This is a genomic window from Nocardia sp. NPDC051052, assembly GCF_044456045.1.
Lineage (GTDB): Bacteria > Actinomycetota > Actinomycetes > Mycobacteriales > Mycobacteriaceae > Nocardia.
On the sequence record NZ_JBITFL010000019.1, the window covers coordinates 18,722 to 35,382 of the forward strand.

16 protein-coding genes are annotated in these 16,661 nt (G+C 67.1%); 4 read left to right on the plus strand and 12 right to left on the minus strand.

Features of this window, described 5'->3' with window-relative positions:
- The first annotated feature begins 60 nt into the window (after nucleotides 1-60).
- Together ACIBCN_RS40450 and ACIBCN_RS40455 are read left to right on the plus strand one after the other, a co-directional pair.
- Nucleotides 61-1,317, plus strand: a complete 1,257-nt coding sequence (locus ACIBCN_RS40450; RefSeq protein ID WP_396997648.1) for a hypothetical protein — start codon at nucleotides 61-63, stop codon at nucleotides 1,315-1,317.
- A gap of 149 nt (nucleotides 1,318-1,466) precedes the next feature.
- Nucleotides 1,467-2,705, plus strand: a complete 1,239-nt coding sequence (locus tag ACIBCN_RS40455; RefSeq protein WP_396997649.1) for a hypothetical protein — start codon at nucleotides 1,467-1,469, stop codon at nucleotides 2,703-2,705.
- 175 nt (nucleotides 2,706-2,880) lie between these two features.
- Here the strand turns inward: ACIBCN_RS40455 and ACIBCN_RS40460 are convergent, their stop codons facing one another.
- The 3 genes from ACIBCN_RS40460 to ACIBCN_RS40470 all read right to left on the minus strand — a co-directional run bounded on the left by ACIBCN_RS40460 (nucleotide 2,881) and on the right by ACIBCN_RS40470 (nucleotide 5,717).
- On the minus strand, nucleotides 2,881-3,978 hold the full coding sequence (locus ACIBCN_RS40460; RefSeq protein WP_396997650.1) for a CSLREA domain-containing protein: 1,098 nt from the start codon (nucleotides 3,976-3,978) through the stop codon (nucleotides 2,881-2,883).
- A gap of 402 nt (nucleotides 3,979-4,380) precedes the next feature.
- Entirely contained in the window at nucleotides 4,381-5,268 is an 888-nt protein-coding gene (locus tag ACIBCN_RS40465) for an ergot alkaloid biosynthesis protein (RefSeq protein WP_396997652.1), read from the minus strand.
- Nucleotides 5,265-5,717 (minus strand): nuclear transport factor 2 family protein, encoded by a 453-nt coding sequence (locus tag ACIBCN_RS40470; RefSeq protein WP_396997653.1) that lies wholly within the window; start codon nucleotides 5,715-5,717, stop codon nucleotides 5,265-5,267. The genes ACIBCN_RS40465 and ACIBCN_RS40470 overlap by 4 nt, the downstream gene beginning before the upstream one ends.
- 91 nt (nucleotides 5,718-5,808) lie before the next feature.
- Between ACIBCN_RS40470 and ACIBCN_RS40475 the strand changes: the two genes are divergently transcribed.
- On the plus strand, nucleotides 5,809-6,408 hold the full coding sequence (locus ACIBCN_RS40475) for a TetR/AcrR family transcriptional regulator (RefSeq protein WP_396997654.1): 600 nt from the start codon (nucleotides 5,809-5,811) through the stop codon (nucleotides 6,406-6,408).
- 8 nt (nucleotides 6,409-6,416) lie between these two features.
- Here ACIBCN_RS40475 and ACIBCN_RS40480 read toward each other — a convergent pair whose 3' ends face one another.
- The 8 genes from ACIBCN_RS40480 to ACIBCN_RS40515 all read right to left on the minus strand — a co-directional run bounded on the left by ACIBCN_RS40480 (nucleotide 6,417) and on the right by ACIBCN_RS40515 (nucleotide 14,861).
- The gene (locus ACIBCN_RS40480) at nucleotides 6,417-7,688 is read right to left on the minus strand and encodes a diguanylate cyclase domain-containing protein (RefSeq protein WP_396997655.1); all 1,272 of its coding nucleotides are present in this window, start codon (nucleotides 7,686-7,688) and stop codon (nucleotides 6,417-6,419) included.
- Nucleotides 7,689-7,741: 53 nt separating this feature from the next.
- Complete coding sequence (locus ACIBCN_RS40485) at nucleotides 7,742-8,551, minus strand: SAM-dependent methyltransferase (RefSeq protein ID WP_396997657.1); 810 nt, start codon at nucleotides 8,549-8,551, stop codon at nucleotides 7,742-7,744.
- Nucleotides 8,552-8,713: 162 nt separating this feature from the next.
- The gene (locus ACIBCN_RS40490; RefSeq protein ID WP_396997658.1) at nucleotides 8,714-9,913 is read right to left on the minus strand and encodes an ROK family protein; all 1,200 of its coding nucleotides are present in this window, start codon (nucleotides 9,911-9,913) and stop codon (nucleotides 8,714-8,716) included.
- 154 nt (nucleotides 9,914-10,067) lie between these two features.
- Nucleotides 10,068-11,303, minus strand: a complete 1,236-nt coding sequence (locus ACIBCN_RS40495; protein ID WP_396997659.1) for a sugar ABC transporter permease — start codon at nucleotides 11,301-11,303, stop codon at nucleotides 10,068-10,070.
- Nucleotides 11,300-12,073 (minus strand): ATP-binding cassette domain-containing protein, encoded by a 774-nt coding sequence (locus ACIBCN_RS40500; RefSeq protein WP_396997661.1) that lies wholly within the window; start codon nucleotides 12,071-12,073, stop codon nucleotides 11,300-11,302. The genes ACIBCN_RS40495 and ACIBCN_RS40500 overlap by 4 nt, the downstream gene beginning before the upstream one ends.
- Nucleotides 12,074-12,143: 70 nt before the next feature.
- Nucleotides 12,144-13,232 (minus strand): sugar ABC transporter substrate-binding protein, encoded by a 1,089-nt coding sequence (locus ACIBCN_RS40505; protein ID WP_396997663.1) that lies wholly within the window; start codon nucleotides 13,230-13,232, stop codon nucleotides 12,144-12,146.
- A 207-nt stretch (nucleotides 13,233-13,439) separates the two neighbouring features.
- The gene (locus ACIBCN_RS40510) at nucleotides 13,440-14,036 is read right to left on the minus strand and encodes an NAD(P)H-dependent oxidoreductase (RefSeq protein ID WP_396997665.1); all 597 of its coding nucleotides are present in this window, start codon (nucleotides 14,034-14,036) and stop codon (nucleotides 13,440-13,442) included.
- Between the two features lie 66 nt (nucleotides 14,037-14,102).
- Nucleotides 14,103-14,861 (minus strand): class I SAM-dependent methyltransferase, encoded by a 759-nt coding sequence (locus ACIBCN_RS40515; RefSeq protein WP_396997666.1) that lies wholly within the window; start codon nucleotides 14,859-14,861, stop codon nucleotides 14,103-14,105.
- A 148-nt stretch (nucleotides 14,862-15,009) separates the two neighbouring features.
- Here ACIBCN_RS40515 and ACIBCN_RS40520 point away from each other — a divergent pair, with 148 nt between their 5' ends.
- Entirely contained in the window at nucleotides 15,010-15,750 is a 741-nt protein-coding gene (locus tag ACIBCN_RS40520) for a hypothetical protein (protein ID WP_396997668.1), read from the plus strand.
- Here the strand turns inward: ACIBCN_RS40520 and ACIBCN_RS40525 are convergent.
- Nucleotides 15,733-16,653 carry an LLM class flavin-dependent oxidoreductase gene (locus tag ACIBCN_RS40525; protein ID WP_396997670.1) on the minus strand — a complete coding sequence of 307 codons (921 nt, stop codon included), beginning with the start codon at nucleotides 16,651-16,653 and terminating at the stop codon, nucleotides 15,733-15,735. The two genes, ACIBCN_RS40520 and ACIBCN_RS40525, sit on opposite strands and share 18 nt — an antisense overlap.
- Nucleotides 16,654-16,661 lie beyond the last annotated feature (8 nt).

Consider the following 16,661-nt stretch of genomic DNA (forward strand, 5'->3'; position numbering starts at 1 on the left):
TGCAGGGCCCGGTATTCGAGCTAGCCTCGATGGGCAGTCTCATGTGGAGGGTATTTCGACATGACCACGGCTACCGTCATCCGGCCGTTGGCACCGAGCGAAGAAATCTTTGCCGGTAGTGAGGTTCTCGTCGGATACTCGATGCGACTGTCCGGTCGGTTGAATTTGGCGGCGCTGTCCGCCGCGTTCGACGCGGTGGTGCGCGCTTATCCGGCGCTCGGCGCGCATCTGGAGCCCGACGGGCGCGGCCATATCCTCGTCGAATCGCCCGGCCGCGCACCGACAATCACCGTCGTCGACGGAGATCCCGAACAGTTGCTGAGTGGCGCACGATTGGACCAGCGCGCGGCACTCGCCGCGCTGTGCGTGGTCCGGGACGGCGACAGCACCGGGGTAACGCTGGTGACCCACCACAGCGTCGCGGACGCCTGCCACTCGCTCGCGGTACTCGCCGAGCTGTGGTCCTGCTACACCGAAATCAGCGACGGCCGCGCGCCGACGCTCAGCTCGCACCGTTTTCCGGCCGCGGTCGAGGACCTGCTGCTCGCCAGGTGCGTCGAGAAGATGTCCGGCCTGCCGGTGTCGAGTCGGCCGTTGATCGTCACCGAATCCCCCGGCGCCGCCGCACCTGTCGCGGCGGACGAATCGTACCTACTACCACTGACGGCCCGCTGCCGTCTGAACAAGCGCGAGACCGCCGCGCTCGCCGACCTCGCGCACCGCGAGGGCACCACGATCAACGGGCTGGCCTCGGCCGCGATCCTGCTCACCGAGGCCGAACTGCGCGAGCTGCCGCTGACCGAGCTCAGCTACACCTACTCGGTCGACCTGCGTAACCGGGTGTCCCCCGCGATCGGCCACACCGAGGGCACGAATGTGCTCGGCTTCGCCGATTTCGTGCCCACCGGCGACGCGGGCACGACACTGATCGGCCTCGCTCGCGGCATCAGCGACGCCCTGCGCAACGGCCTCGCGAGCGGCGTCGTGCAGCAGACCCCGCTGCACATCCCCGACATCGCGTCCGGCCCGCCGCCGCGGGCTCCCGGCATCGTGCTGGCCACCAACTGGGGCCGAATCGACCGGCCGCGACTACCGGAAGGGCTGTGTATCAACGACTTTCGCACCGTTATGATCGCGAAGCCGGACAAGGCCGGGCATCGGCTACAGCAGCCGAGCGGCACCATCATCATCAGCACGTTCGATGACCAGCTCAGTATCGAGATCCATCATCCGGTGGAGACCACCGCGCAACAGCGGCGGCGGGTGCGCCTGCTCGCGGCGCACCTGGATGCGGTCCGCGTAGTCGGCGCCGCGTAGGTCATTCGCTCCGACCGCGGACTGAGACGTCGGTGAAACTCGGCTCGCGGATAGTGGTCGATGGCCGGGAATTCGATCGCTCCGGCATGCGCGCATAGCTTCGATGATCCATGGGCACGCGGAATTCGTCACAGATGAAGGGGAGCTCTATGACCATGTCCACTGTTATCCGTCCACTGGCCCCGAGCGAGCGGATGTACGCGAGCGCCGGAGTCTATGTGGGCTACGCGGTTGAGGTGTCCGGCCGGTTGGACGTTGCCGCGTTGTCCGCGGCATACGAAGCCGTCGTGCGCGCTTACCCGGTGCTCGGTGCGCGACTGGAGCCGGCCGAGGACGGTGGCTACGTCCTCGTCGGCTCGACGGGCGCCGCGCCGGAGATCTCCGTGGTCGACGACGCCTCGGGCCGCTTGGTGATCGACCAGAAACTCGATCAGCGAGCCGCGCTGAGCGCGGTGTGTGTGGTCCGGGACGGCGCGACCGCGAGCGTGGCGCTGTTGACCCATCACAGCGTGGCGGACGCCTACCACTCGTTAACCGTGCTGGCCGAGTTGTGGTCGTGCTACACCGACGTCGTTGCCGGGCGTTCGCCGGAGCGGAAGGTACACCCGTATCCGGTGTCCATCGAAGAGTTGCTGGCCGAGCGCGGCATCGAGAAAATGACCGGCCCGGTTTCCGCTGAGCAGCCGACGGTCGCCATGACTCCGACCGAGGCGGAACCGACACCCGATGATTGGTCGATGGCGCCGCAAGTCTCGCGGTGCCGCCTTTCGGTGGCCGAGACCGCGGCACTGGTCGCGCTCGGGCATCGGGAAGGAGTGACGATCAACGGTCTGGTCTCGGCGGCAATTCTGTTGAGCGAAGCCGAGATTCGCGCGCTGCCACTGACCGGTATCCAGTACATCTACCCGGTCGACCTGCGCACCCGCATCACCCCGGCGGTCGGCCTGACCGACGGCACCGACCTGCTCGGGTTCGCCACCTACACCCCGGCGGAACCCACCGGCCTGCTCGAGCTGGCCCACGGCATCTGCGAATCACTGTGGGCCGGACTGGCCGACGGCACCGTGCGGCAGACGCCGCTGCACATTCCCGACATGGCGGAAACCGTCACCGCGCCGGACCCCGGCCTGGTGATCGTGTCCAACTGGGGCAGAGTGCCGGATCTGCGGGTACCGGAAGGCTTGCGTATCAATGACTTCCGATCCACGGTCACCGCGACCGCGGAACCCGAGGCGGGCCCGCCGCAGCAACCCACCGGTGGCACCTGCATTCTCAGCACCTTCGGCGGCCGGTTGAGCATCGAGATACATCACCTGACTTCGACTGCCACACAACAGCAACGGCGCGCCGACAGCTACGCGGCGAAGCTGCGCGGCATCCTGACATAACCGGGGCAACAGTTCCGTGTCTTACCCCGCCGCCATACAGGACTGATCAGGACGATCCGGCGGTGGCGCCGGACACCAGCATCGACATCACCCAGGTGAAGGCCTGGCCGAGGACCGTCATCCAGTCGCCTACATTGAACGAACCCATCGCGAATTCCTTTCTGGTTGTGCGGATTCACCGCATGCCGGCGTCTGGGCGGACCTCGTCCCCCGTGGCGGTGAGGTCGCAGGAGTGGTCGTTGCTGAGGTTGCCGCCGGTGGAGAGGATGATCGCGAACACCTTCTTGCAGTTCTGCTCGCCGAGGCCGGCGGTGTTCTGCGCGATGGTGGAGCCGCGCAGGATCAGGTGGCCCATACCGGGATTGACGGCATCGGTGAGCTGGTACGGCAGGGTGTCGAGATAGCCGGGGGCGATATTGATGCCGCCACCGCCCTCATCGGCGCTGTTGCCGAGGACGAGGGTGTCGATGAGCACCACCTCGCCGACACCGCGGATGTCGAGTCCGCCACCGCGGCCAGCGAATCCGCCGAATCGGTACCACTTGGTGTGCGGATTGACGACGCGGTTGCCGGTGATTTCGGTGCGGGTGAAGGTGCAGGTGTTGTCACAGCGGACGCCCCCGGCCTCGCCCGCCGTATTGGCGGTGATGATGCTGTCGGTGGCTTTCATGTCGGCGACGGGGATGTTGAAGATGCCGCCGCCGTAGTCGGCGGCGTTTCCGGTAACCGTCACATGATCGAGAATCAGCTTGCCGGAGTTGGCGATTCCGCCACCGCCGGTCTCGAACAGCGGGATCTCGTGTTCGGTGGCATTGCCGCCGGTGATGGTGAGCCCCGAGATCGCGACGTGCGCGGTGGTCAGCATGACACGGTCGCGGTGTCCGGCGTCCAGGACGGTACGGTCCTGCCCCGCGCCTTCGATGGTGGTGTCGGCGTTGACATCGAGGTCGCCGGTGGCCGGATCGATCAAGGGGCCGTTGCTGTTCCAGAAGTTCGGCGGAATCGTCAGCACATACCGCCCTTCCGGCACCCGAATAGTGCTGCCCGGCCGGACATTCGCCGCCTGCACCGCGGCCCGCAGCGTGCACTCGCCGGAGTCGGTGCGGCACTGACCGTCGAACGGATTCGCGGCCGCACCGTCGGCAGTGGTTGTCACGGTGAACACTTCGGGCGACGTCCCCGCCGACCCGGTATCGGCGGCCGCACCGCCCGGCGCCCCGCACAGCGCGCCGAGAAATACGACACCGATCATCGAAATAGCCGAAATCTTCATCTGACCAACCACTCTCGGCGCGACAACTCCGGGTAAAGACGGCGCCTCTCCGACGCACTGTCTCAGTCATTCCGGTTCTAACAGAACCAAAACCCGCGCCGTGGGGTGTCGACCAGTTCCTTCGCTATTGCACAATTCCGCTGGGCGTGTCGACAGGATCGATCCCTTCGCGGAGATCGTGGTCACCCACGACGACGTCGAACCCTCGCGACCGCAACGGTGGAACACGACGGCCGCCGCCTGGAACTGCCATGGCCGCGGCACACCCCCGCTGCTCGATGTCGCGTACGGCACGGCCTCCGCTGCTATCGGTGACTCGGCTGCTGCGGCCGCTACCGCATTTCCGGCCGCACGCCGCCGGTCTTCGTGCCGAATAGTCTGGCCGAACTCAACGGCCCGCGATCAGTACACTGAACCACCCGGCAGCACAACGACTTCCGCTGCCATGTCGGCCGCCAGCTCCGTCCAGTCGCGCGCGATGAACGCACGGAACGATCCGGCCTCCCGGCCGGTCACCTCCGGCACCACCGTCGTGACACGATCTTCGGCACCGCACCGGATCTCGTCATCGAGCCCGGCCAGGAACGCCGCATAGTCGGCGGGCACCCCGGATTCGCGGACCAGCGCGGTGAATTCGGCGACGCCGACCGGCTCGTGCCGGACCAGCCGCCCGGTCTCCTCGGCGATGATCGCGGCGGCCTGCGCGTAACTCAACGCCTCCGGTCCGGTGATCACGTGCTCGGCGTTGTGCGGCAACGGATCCAGCAGCGCGCGTACCGCGACGGCGGCGATGTCCGCCGCGTCGACGAAGGCCACCCGGCCGTCACCGGTCGCGGTGACGATCGCGCCGCCGGCGCGAATGCCTGCCGCCAGCGGATGGCCGCCGACGAAGTTCTGCATGAACCAGGACGGCCGCAGCACCGCCCATTCCGGCACCGCGCCGCGCACCAGGCCGTACACCTTTCCCAGCCCCGGCGACTCGCCGGTGATCGCCGACGAGCCGAGCAGCACCACGCGCCGTACACCGGCCCGCACCGCCTCGTCCAGAAAGGGTGCCACGATCGGCGCTGGATCGGTCGCGCCGATCGGCGGGACCAGGTAGATGCCGTCCACTCCGGCCAGTGCGGGCCCGTGTGTCTCGGGATCGTTCCATTCGAATCGAATGGCTTTGTTGCCCAGCGGGTTCCGGCTGGCGATCCGCACCTCGGCGCCCGCCGCGTCCAGCCCGGCGGCGACTCTGCTTCCGGTCGTTCCGGTGCCACCGGTGACCAGGATGGTCGGCTCGCTCATAGATTTCCCTCCGTAGCACCGAGCGACGCGAGCTCACCGGCGCCACCGAGCGCTTCGGCGGCGGCGAGTGGGTTCCAGTAGTCGCGGTAATGCACGATCTCGCCCGCGCGCACGGTGACCACCGCGATGTACCGCATCCGATACGGCCGCCCGGTCCGCACCGCGACACCAGCCGCCGCGAATTCGACGACGACAATCTCCGGGTCGGCGGTCACGTGCACGGTCGGCGGATCGATCGCACGGACGTCGAGCTGCTCGGGGTAGTCCCGCAGGTAGTGCTCGATGGCCGCGCGCCCGGTCAGCTCGGACGGATATCCGGGCGGCGCGAAAGGAAACTCGATGCTCCCCTGCTCCGCCCAGAGACCCGCGAACCCGACCATGTTCTTCGTCAACAGCAACCGTAAGGCCTCGTCGACCACCTCGGTTGGCGTGCGTACCGATTCGGGCATCAGACCCTCCACTTCATTTGGACGATACGGTACCGTCCCATCCAAATGTAGCCGGGACGGTACCGTCTCGTCCATTCCGTATACTGGCGCCATGCCCGAGAAGCCCCGACGCGCACCCACCGGCGCCGCGGTCCTGCAGCCGCAGATCACCGCCGCCGTCACCGAGGCGGTGCTGGACGAACTCGCCGCGAGCGGCTATGTCCGGCTGTCGATGGAAGCGGTGGCCAAGCGGGCGGGTGTCGGCAAGAGCGCCCTCTACCGGCGCTGGCCGTCCAAGCAGGACATGGTGATCGCGGTACTCGCCGAATTCAGCATCGAGCTGGCCGAATTCCCCGACACCGGCGCGCTGCGCACCGATCTCGTTGCCGCCCTTCGGGTGCTGCACGCGTGGCTCACCCATCCGAGAATGGCGAGGATCCTGCCCGACATCACGGCCGAGGCAGGCCGTAATCCGGTGCTGGCGGACGCGGTTCGGGCGACCATCGGCGAACCACGGCGTGCACTGGGTACCGAACTGCTGCATCGTGCCATCGAGCGCGACGAGCTACCCGCCGACACCGATATCGAACTGGCGCTGGATCTCATTGCCGGGCCGATGTTTTGGCGTTTGAACGTCCGGCACGCCGAAGAGGGGCCGGACTATCTCGACCGGCTGGCCGACCATATGCTCCGCGCGCTGAACGCCCGCTGAATCCGCGATTATCGCTGCCGGAACCGGGACTCGCGCATGCCCTGCGCGGCCTTGTTGCGGTACATGGCCGTATCGGCCGCGTGCATGAGTTGGTCTGGGGCGGTGGGCACATCGTCGAGGAAGACGGTGCCGATGCTGGCGGCCACGGTCACCAGATGGCCCTCCACCTCCATCGGCTCGACAAGCGCCCGCGACAGCCAGCCGGACACCTCGGTCAATTTCCCCGCGCCCGTACACTTTTCGATCAGCACGATGAATTCGTCGCCGCCGAGCCGCGCGACGAGTCCCTCGACGGGCTGGACGGCCGCGCGCAGCCGCTCCCCGACCACGCGAAGTACCTTGTCCCCCACCGTGTGTCCCCACACGTCGTTGATCTCCTTGAACCCGTCGAGATCGAGGTAGCACACGCCGATCGGGGGGCTCGCGTTCGCCAGCCGATCGAAGAACAGGGTGCGGTTGGGCAGGCCGGTGAGGCTGTCATGGTTGGCGTCGTGCCAGAGCCGGTCGGCCAGCTGCTTGCGTTCGGTGATGTCGATCGCCACCCCGATCAGGAACCGCACCTGCCCGACACTGTCGCGCACGGCCGACATCGAGAGGTCGATGGTGGTGATGGTGCCGTCCGGGCGCAGGTGATCGGTCTCCAGCCGGAAGCGGTCGGACTCGCCGCTCAACAACCGCTGCAACTCCGCGAAGGCGTACCCGATGTTCGCCGGGCCGAGCAGTTCGGCGACCGGCCGTCCCGGCATGACTTCCACTGGCAGACCGAGCATTTCGGCCATGGCGACGTTCGAGTCGAGCACCCGCCCCTCGACATCGATGGTGCCGATACCGACCGAGGCGCCTGCGAAGACGGCGGCGAACCTGGCCTCCGACAGCTGCCGCTTGGCCTCGGCCTCCTGCGCGGCGGCGAGGGTCGCCGCCAAGGTGGCTTCCTGTTCGGCCAGCGCCGCCGTCCGCAACGCCGCGGTGAAGCCGGCCGCGAATTCGGCGGCGGCGACCACCGAGCGGTCTCGGACCTGCTCGTAGTTCGGCTCGGTCCCGGTCGGGCAGAGGTCGGCCACCAGGTCATGGCAGATCACCACCACCGAACGACTGACCGCCACCGCGTCCCGATAATTCGCCGCGACCAGCACGAACGCCGCGTCGCGCGCCACGGTGAGATCGGCGGTGCCGAGCACCACCGCCGCCAGCGCCTCACCGAGCCTGGCCAGCATGGCCTCGATCTGGGTTCGCGTGAGAGTGGGGGCCACCGCGCCATCGAGCGCCTCGGCCCACCGCATCGCTAGCTCATGCGACCCCACTCAGGGACCCCCTGCTGGTTCGTATTCGCGCTTCAGACCTTCCGACCGACGCCGGCCAGCCCGAGCGACCGGCCCGGTGCCTCGTGCAGATCCCGCTCGGACTCCGGGCGCCAGACCGGCAACGCGACCACGCCGGGCTCGATCAGGTCCCATCCATCGAACATAGCGGCGATTCCCTCGCGATCGCGGAAATGGATGCCAACTCGACTCTTATCCGTTGCGTGGGCGCCTAATTTGCCCGCGTCCTCCGGACGCATCTCGGAGGTGAGATGCGAGATGGCGACGTAGCTGCCCGGCTCGACGGCGGCCCGCAGGTCAGCCACCTTTTTGACGGGCTCGTCGCCATCCGAGAGCAGGTGCAGTACGGCGACCAGAAGAATCCCGACCGGTTGGTCAAAATCGATCAGCCCGGTCTCCGCCGCCCGATCGAGCAGCTCGGCGGGCTTGCGCAGGTCGGCCTCGAGCGCACCGGCCCGGCTATTGCCCCGCAGAATCGCGCGCGAATGCGCGACGGCCACCGGATCGATGTCCACGTAGAGCACCCGAATATCGGGGTCGATGCTCTGCAGAACCTCGTGCACATTGCCCGCCGTCGGGATCCCCGATCCGATGTCGAGGAATTGGCGGATACCCGAGTCGGCCAGGAAGCGCACCGCCCGACGCAGGAACGCTCGATTACTCAGCGCCAGCCGGGGCAGGTCGGGCACCAACGTCTTGGCCATCTCGGCAGCCTGGCGGTCGATGTCGAAATTGTGCGAGCCCCCCAGCAACGCGTCGTACATCCGTGCCGGGCTCGCCTGCTGCATATCCACGCCTTCGGGTGCCCACGCAGGCCTGTCCATCGAAACCCCTTTTATGCTCACGCTCGACAACGTCGTTATTGGATCGGCCGACCCACTCGCGTGCCGTGTGTTTGATCACCACAATGGTGGTCTGAGCATAGTAGTCGGCTTTGGTGACCAGCGGGAAGATCGCGTCTGACCGCGGTTGGCCCGCACCCGGTTTCAGGCGCGAATCCTGGCCAGCGTCTGCACCGGATCGGTCAGCACGTCGGTGAAAGCGAGCTCCGCCGCGCCGAGCAAGGTCGCGTCGCCGCCCAGCGCCGAGGTGCGCAGCCGCACCCGTTCGCGGACCGCGAGCAGCCCGTCGACGGCAACCCTGCTGCGCACCTGGGCCGCCGAGGCGAGGTAGATCTCGCGCAGCACGCCGCCGAAGACCACCATCGACGGGTTGAAGATATTGACCAGATTGGCGACGCCGTAGCCGAGCCAGTCCCCCACCTGATGCAGCGCGTCCCTGGCCGTCGAGTCGCCGCGGGCCGCGGCCTCCACGATCGCCTCGACCGCGGCCCGGCCCGCCGGGTCGGTCCGCCCGGCCGCGGCGATCAGGCCGAGCTCGCCCGCCTCGACCTCGAGACAACCGCGCGATCCGCACGCGCAGGGCCGCCCGTCCCGGTTGACGATCATGTGGCCGACCTCGCCCGCGTAGCCGCCCTCGCCGCCGAGCAGCTGGCCGCCCATGATGATGCCCGCGCCGATGCCGACGTCGCCGTGCAGGTAGATCAGGTCGGCCAGACCCGAGGCCACGCCGCGTTCGCGTTCGGCGAGCGCGCCGAGGTTGGCGTTGTTGCCGACCGCGACGCGCAAGCCGAGGTCGAGTTCCCGAGTCAGGCTGGCGCCGAACGGCACATCCACCCAGCCGATGTTCGGTCCGTAGCGGACGACGCCGTCTTCCTCCCGCACCATCCCGCAGAACGCCACGCCGACACCGACACACACGGCATCGCGGGCGGCCTCGGCGATCATCTCGCGGGCCATGGTCGCCAGCGTGGCGATCACGTCTTCCGGGTCGAAAGTGCCGCGCGGCCGGGCGGTTTCGACCTGGTCGAGGACCGATCCGCCCAGGCCGACCCTGGCCGCAGCCAGCCGATCGGCGCCGACGTCGAGCGCGACGACGTAGACGCGATCCGATTCCGGCCGCACCACCAGCGAGGGACGGCCCGCCTTGCCGGTCTGGCCCGGGAGTTCCTCACGGACCAGACCGGCTGCGGCGAGATCGGCGGTCAACGCCAGAATGGTGCTGCGGTTCAACCCCATTCGCTCCGCGAGCGTCGCCCGCGAGACCGGACCGCCGCGATGGACGTGCCGGAGCAACCCAGCCAAGTTGCTCTTGCGGATCTCATCGGGCGAGGGGGCTGCCCTCATCCGCGTCTCCGCGCCTGCTGCCGGTCGTGGGTGCCTCGAAGCGGAGTTCGCGGGCCGACGGTGAAGGAACGCCCAAGCTTTGGGCTGGTTACCCATGCACCTGCGAAATCAGTCGTAACGGTGGCCTCCTTCGCATAGACCGTTCCTCGGGCGGTTATCCGGTTCGTAGCGTGCGCTTACGCGACAGGGCGTCTACCCCGGCCGCCAAGAGCAGGACGAATCCTGTCACAACGAATTTCGTGCCCGCGCTGTAGCCCATCAGGCCCATGCCGTTGTCGATCACCGCGACCACCGCGGCGCCGAGGACCGCGTCCAGCATTCGGCCGCGACCGCCGAACAGACTGGTGCCGCCGATGACCGCCGCGCCGACCGCGAGGAGCAGCACACTGCTGCCGCCGGTGTTGGGGTCGACGGAGTTGGCGCGCGAGGCCGCGACGAGGCCGCCGACCGCCGCCATCGTCGAACACAGCACGAAGGCAGCGATTTTCACGCGATCCACCGTGATGCCCGCGCGTCGTGCGGCCTCGGCGTTGCCGCCGACGGCGTAGATGTGCCTGCCGAAGGATGTGCGGTTGAGCACAAAGGTCCACAGCAGCAACAGCATCGCGATCAGCGGGACCACGATCGGCATGCCCTTGAGCGAGTGCAGTTCCGGGTTGCGGCTGCGTTCGCCGTTGAGTACCAGCACCGCGACGCCGAGCACCACCGCGACCGCGACGATCCGCGCCACGATCACCGGCGCGGTCTCGCCGGTGAGCCCGAGCTTGGTGCGGGCCCGCAGTTTTCGGTACTGCAGGAACGCGAACCCGACGATGAGCACGAGGTACATCAGCCAGCCGAGCAGCGGCGGCACGTTCTTGTTCGCGACGGCCAGGATGGTGTCGTCGCGGATGGAGATGTTGCGGCCGTTGTCCATGATCTTCAGCGCGACTCCTTGCAGCGCAAGGAATGCCGCGAGCGTCACCACGAACGACGGTATGCCGATCTTCACCACGATGGTGCCGATGGTCAGCCCGATCACCACGCCGGTGAGCAGCGACGCCACGACCGCCAGGTACCAGGGCCAGCCGCGGTCGGTGAGCAACACCGCGAGCACCGCCGCGCAGACACCGCTGGTGAATCCCGCCGACAGGTCGATCTCGCCGAGCAGCAGCACGAAGATCAGGCCCATCGCGATCACCGCGATCGCCGCGCCCTGGGTGAACAGGTTCGCGAAGTTGGCCTCGGACATGAAGACCGGGCGCGCGGCCCAGAAGACGCAGGACAGGATGATCAAGGCGAGCACCGAGGGGAGCGCGCCCATATCGCCGCTGCGCACTCGTCCGACATAGGTATTCACCAAATCGGAAACCGGTGCGGTAGCAGGCTTTTCAGTCAAGACGGCGCTCATCCTTTAACTCCATTCGCGTCCAGGCCCAGTGCGCCGCTGCGGCCCGCCGTTATCAGTTCTACGACCTGGCCGTGGGTCACATCGGAGGTCCGGACCTGGGCGGCCATCCGTCCCAGGTACAGCGCCGCGATCCGATCGGAGACCGCGAAGACGTCGTTCATGTTGTGCGAGATCAGCACCACCGCGAGGCCTCGGTCGGCCAGGCGGCGCACCAGCTCCAGCACCTGCTGGGTCTGCTGCACGCCGAGCGCGGCGGTCGGTTCGTCGAGGATCACCACCTTGCTGTTCCACAGCACGGCCTTCGCGATCGCGACGGTCTGCCGCTGCCCGCCGGACAGGCTCGACACCTGCTGGCGGACGCTCTTGACGGTCCGAACGGACAGGCTCGCCAAGGTCTTTCCGGCCAGCTCTTCCATCGCGTACTCGTCGAGCACGATCCCGTTCTTGCGCTCGCGGCCGAGGAACATGTTCTGGACGATGTCGAGGTTGTCGCAGAGCGCGAGATCCTGGTACACGATCTCGATGCCGAGCGCGCCCGCGTCGCGCGGGCTGTGCACCTGAACGGGGTTGCCCTCGAACAGGAATTCGCCCGCATCGATCGGGTGGGTGCCGCCGATACACTTGACGAGCGTGGACTTTCCGGCCCCGTTGTCGCCGACCAGCGCCGTCACCTCACCCGCGTAGGCGCTGAAGGCGACGTCGTGCAGAACATGCACCGGCCCGAAACTCTTTTCTAGGCCGCGTAATTCAACTACCGGCGTATCGATCATGGGTGCTGCTCCTGAGAAGGTGCCCCCTCCGCCGTCCCCTCATCGAAACGGCGGAAGGGGCTGGGTGCGATCAGATGCCGTTGTCCGCGCAGAGTTTCGCGATCTCGCCGGTGCACAGCTCGGCCTTGGTCACATAGCCGTCCGCGACAACGTCTTTCACCTGCTGAATGTAGATCGGCTTGGGCTCCAGCAGCACCGACGGCACGTCGGTCTTGGCCTCGGGGTCCTGCACCTTGCCGTTCGCCTGACCCTGCTGCCCCTTGGTCAGCGCGATGGCCAGCTCGGCCGCCGCCTCGGCTTCCTTCTTGATCGCCTTGTACACGGTCAGGCACTGATCGCCCTTCAGGACGTTCTGCAGGCCCTGCACCGTGGCGTCCTGGCCGCTCACCGGAACCTGGCCGTTGAGCTTCTGCTTCTTCAGCACCGCGATCGCGGCGTTGGCGAGGCCGTCGTTGGCGGCCACCACGCCGCCGATGTTCGGCGTGCCGGTGAGCATCTGCTCGAAGATGGTGCCCGCTTGGGTGTTATCCCATTCCGGGACCGCCTGGTCTGGGCCCTTCACGTACTCGCCCGCGTCGAATTTCGGCTTCAGCACCCCGTCGTAGCCGGTCTTCAGCAGTGTGGCGTTGTTGTCGGTCGGCCCGCCGTTCAGGTAGGCGACCGCGGGCTTGACCGCGTTCTTGTCGGTCAGGCACTTGGCGACGCCCTGGCCGAGCAGGCTGCCGACCTTCACATTGTCGAACGACACGTAGAACTGCGCGCCGCCGCCGAGGGTGAGCCGGTCGTAGTCGATGACCGTGACGCCCTGCGCCTTCGCCTTCTGGATCACGGCCTTGCCGGTGCCGCTGTCCAGGTTCGTCATCAGCAGCACCGACGCGCCGTTGGTCATCATCTGATCGGCGATCGTCTGGAACGCGGTCTTGTCGCCCTGCGCGTTCTGGATGTCGGCCTTGACGCCCGCGGAGTCGAACGCCTGCTGCAGGTACTTCCGGTCCGCCGTCTCCCAGCGGGCCGACGTCTTGCTGTCCGGCAGGATCACCCCGACCTTGGCTCCGCCGCCACCTCCCGAGCCCTTCGAATCGTCACCACAAGCGGTCAATGTCAACGAGGTGAGCACGGCGACCGAGACTGCCGCAACGCCGAGAATGCCCTTACGCATGAGGGGCCCTTTCGTGGAACCACCGCCCCGGGAGTGCCCGGGCGGTCGAGGTCGAGCGAATGTTGTTCGCTGCAACATATTCGACTGTGACCCACCACACAACCTGTTCTAGCGACCAATTTGTTGTTCGAGATAACAATCAGGACACGTGAGCATGTGCTCACATCCAACGCAGGCCGGTCGCCGTCGCATCGGCTCGATGACCGCCTAGATGTCCGCGGCAAGAGCGGCCGCCAGGTCGCGGGCTTCCCGTAGCCAGGCGGTGCGCGTCGCCGCGGTGGAGTCGGTCACCGTTCGAAACACCCTGCGCCGCACGTCATCCACGCCGATGTAGGGCAGCACGCAGGCGGCCCAGATCTGACGCAGCGGGTCGCCGAAGACGTCGCGCTCCCGATCCTCGGTGGTATCGGAGGTGTTGAGCACCAGGGCACGCTTGGCCCGCAGCAATCCGATCGGTTCTCCGGCGGCGTCGGCCAGCTTGTAGGCCACGGCGGGGGTGAGCACCCGCTGCACCCAGCCGGTGAGGATCGCCGGCGGCATGCCCCACCAGTTCGGATGGACGAAAATCAGGGCGTCGAGCTCGGTCAGTTCCTCCTGGTACCGGCGGACCTGTGCGTTGTCCGTCGGCGTGCCGTCGACGGTTTCCGTTTCCGCGGCGGCCAGCATCGGGTCGAAGCCCTCCGCGTACAAGTCGTGCGACACGACCTCGATCGCCCGCTCCCGCAGCTCATCGATCACCGCGTCGAAGAGCGCTCTGTTGAAACTGCCTGCTTCAGGATGGGCCAGGTACACCGCGATACGCATGACGATCACTGTGCCTGATCCGCTGAGAAGCCGTGCTGGACAAGCACCTTCAGCACGGCTTCGCGGTCAGGGGGTTTCCCGGCGCAACACGGCTTGATATTCCCACGCGTCCCACAGCGGATGCGCGGTCGAATATCGCTGGTCCGTCCGGAGTTCCGCGCCGTCGAGTTCCATTCGCTCGACGGCAAGGCCGGTGCCTTCGACCAACAGCAGCAGGTCGGCGGGCGTATAGCAGCGCCCGAACTGATCGAGCGCTTCGGACTCCTTGTCCACCGGCCACCATCTGTCGCTGAAGCGGCTGGTTATCGGGTCGTAGTCGTTGAAGTTCGCGAGGTCGACGACGTATTCCTCGTGGTCGAGTTCGCCTGCGACACGGGCCCATTTCCACGGGCTGAACACATCGACGATCATCGTGCCGCCGGGACGCAACCATTCGCCGCTCACCCGGCGCAACAGCGTGCGCTGTTCGGCATCACTGCCGATACCGAAGCCGTTCCAATAGACCACGCAGTCGAATTGCCCATCGAGCTCGACCTGGTAGAAGTCACCTTCGACGATCCGCAGGTCGCGCCCGTCGACCTCGGCGGCGCGTTCCCGCGCCTGCCGCGCTCGCACCGAACTGAGCTCGACCGCGACCACGGAGTAGCCGAGATCGGCCGTGACGACCGCGGTTGTCCCGCTGCCCGCACCCAATTCGAGGACTCGTTCGACCCCGCCGCCCGCCAGCCGCGCGATAGAAGCCGCGCGCTCCCGGTCCGACTCTTGCACCGTTTGCGGACCCCACCACATCGGCGCGGTCTCGAAGAACACCTTGACCCAATCCATGAGTAATCCCCCTAGCCAGACGGTGATCGGCCCGCATACCCCCAGACCGATTCGGTACCAGTCGGATCCTGCCCGATCTTCGACCGCACGGATAGACAGATTTCCAAGGGGCGCATCCGGGTCGCCCAGATCTGCCAGCCTGTCTACCGTGACCGCGCAGATCGACTCGACCAAGTGGGTACGTGTGGCCGCGCTCGACAATGCGCGGTGGTGCGATGCGATATGTCGGTCGCACGGGCTGACCGGCGAGTTCGATGCCGCGGCGTGGGCGAGTGCCCAGCGGACCCCCATGCTGTATCCAGACGCGGTAACCCTGAGCCCCCACACGGCCGCAGACCAGCTGCTGCGTCGAATCGACCGCACCGCGCCGGGAGCCTCGATCAAGGACAGCTTCGCGTGTCTGGAACTCAGCGCGGCAGGCTTTCATATCCTCTTCGAAGCACAGTGGATCTATCGACCAGCCGACCTTCGGCCACCCGCCTCGTCACGTCCGTGGACACCGATCGAAGATCCCGATTCGCTGTCCACATGGGCGACCTCGTGGAGTCGGGATCCGTTAGTCCGCAAGGTATTTCGACCGCAGCTGCTGGTCGATGATTCGGTAACGGTGCTCGGCCGCTGGGGAGGCGGCCGGCTCACCGCCGGTGCGGTCGCCCATCGGAGCGGGGACGTGGTGGGCGTATCCAATCTGTTCCACCCAGGCATCGAAGCAGCCGAGGCTTGGGCTGAATGCGCGAGCACGATCCACCAATTGTGGCCGGGCCGAAGCATCGTCGGCTACGAGCACGACGAGGACTTGATCGGAGCGATCCATAATGGGTTCACCCCTGTTGGCCCGCTGCGAGTGTGGGTTGCCTCGTCCCAGCGGAGATCAGCCGACGTGCGGTAAGACTTCGGCGGCGATGCGTTCCATCTGTGCGGCCGAGTCGAAAAGTGGGTTGATCAGGATCATTTCGGCTCCGGCCGCGGCTACCGCGCGCAGCTCCTGAACGCAGGTTTCCGGCGGCCCGCAGACGGCGACCGGCAGCAAAGTCTTGCCGAAGTCACCGTATTGGGAGATCAGGACCTCGGTCATCCGCTGCCGTGCCCGGTCGACGTCGTCGTCCACCGCGATGTACACCCGCTTCGCGATGGGGAAATCCGTGGTGTCCCTACCGGCCTCGGCGAGCGCCGCGCGGACGACCGGAACCTGCTCGGCGAACTTCGCCGTCGTCGTGGACCCGGCTCCGAAGAAACCGTCCCCCTGCCGAACCGCCCGGCGCAGCGCGGCGGGCTTACTGCCACCGAACCACAAAGGCGGATAAGGCTTCTGGAACGGCTTGGGCTCCATCGTGGCCCCCGCCAACTGCCAGAACTCCCCGTCGATATCGACCTCCGGCTGAGTCCACAGCGCCTTCATCACCCGCAACCCCTCATTGAACCGGCGCACCAGATTGTCCGCGGGATCGACATCGAAAGCCGAAAACATCCGTCCCCGACCGCCGATCCCCACCCCCACCTCCAGCCGCCCCCGGCTCAATTGATCCAACGTCGAGATCCGCTTCGCCAGATGCACCGGATTGTGCAACGGCGTCACAAACACCGCACACCCCAACCGCAACCGCTCATTGCTGGCCGCCGCGAACGCCAACGTCTCCAACGGACTCAAAGCAGCCGCCGACCCCAACACCTGCTCCGTCATCCACGCCCCCTCGAACCCGAGCCCCTCCGCCCGCCCCAAATATCCCCGAAGTTCCTCGGGCCGAAAGGTGCCGTCGGGCGCATGCTGCGGAATCGAGATCGCGTATCGCATACATCCGA

Coding starts and splice junctions, on each gene's coding strand:
- ACIBCN_RS40450 (WP_396997648.1), top strand. CDS start 61: ATGACCACGGCTACCGTCATCCGGCCGTTGGCACCGAGCGAAGAAATC.
- ACIBCN_RS40455 (WP_396997649.1), top strand. CDS start 1,467: ATGACCATGTCCACTGTTATCCGTCCACTGGCCCCGAGCGAGCGGATG.
- ACIBCN_RS40460 (WP_396997650.1), bottom strand. CDS start 3,978: ATGAAGATTTCGGCTATTTCGATGATCGGTGTCGTATTTCTCGGCGCG.
- ACIBCN_RS40465 (WP_396997652.1), bottom strand. CDS start 5,268: ATGAGCGAGCCGACCATCCTGGTCACCGGTGGCACCGGAACGACCGGA.
- ACIBCN_RS40470 (WP_396997653.1), bottom strand. CDS start 5,717: ATGCCCGAATCGGTACGCACGCCAACCGAGGTGGTCGACGAGGCCTTA.
- ACIBCN_RS40475 (WP_396997654.1), top strand. CDS start 5,809: ATGCCCGAGAAGCCCCGACGCGCACCCACCGGCGCCGCGGTCCTGCAG.
- ACIBCN_RS40480 (WP_396997655.1), bottom strand. CDS start 7,688: ATGCGGTGGGCCGAGGCGCTCGATGGCGCGGTGGCCCCCACTCTCACG.
- ACIBCN_RS40485 (WP_396997657.1), bottom strand. CDS start 8,551: ATGGACAGGCCTGCGTGGGCACCCGAAGGCGTGGATATGCAGCAGGCG.
- ACIBCN_RS40490 (WP_396997658.1), bottom strand. CDS start 9,913: ATGAGGGCAGCCCCCTCGCCCGATGAGATCCGCAAGAGCAACTTGGCT.
- ACIBCN_RS40495 (WP_396997659.1), bottom strand. CDS start 11,303: ATGAGCGCCGTCTTGACTGAAAAGCCTGCTACCGCACCGGTTTCCGAT.
- ACIBCN_RS40500 (WP_396997661.1), bottom strand. CDS start 12,073: ATGATCGATACGCCGGTAGTTGAATTACGCGGCCTAGAAAAGAGTTTC.
- ACIBCN_RS40505 (WP_396997663.1), bottom strand. CDS start 13,232: ATGCGTAAGGGCATTCTCGGCGTTGCGGCAGTCTCGGTCGCCGTGCTC.
- ACIBCN_RS40510 (WP_396997665.1), bottom strand. CDS start 14,036: ATGCGTATCGCGGTGTACCTGGCCCATCCTGAAGCAGGCAGTTTCAAC.
- ACIBCN_RS40515 (WP_396997666.1), bottom strand. CDS start 14,861: ATGGATTGGGTCAAGGTGTTCTTCGAGACCGCGCCGATGTGGTGGGGT.
- ACIBCN_RS40525 (WP_396997670.1), bottom strand. CDS start 16,653: ATGCGATACGCGATCTCGATTCCGCAGCATGCGCCCGACGGCACCTTT.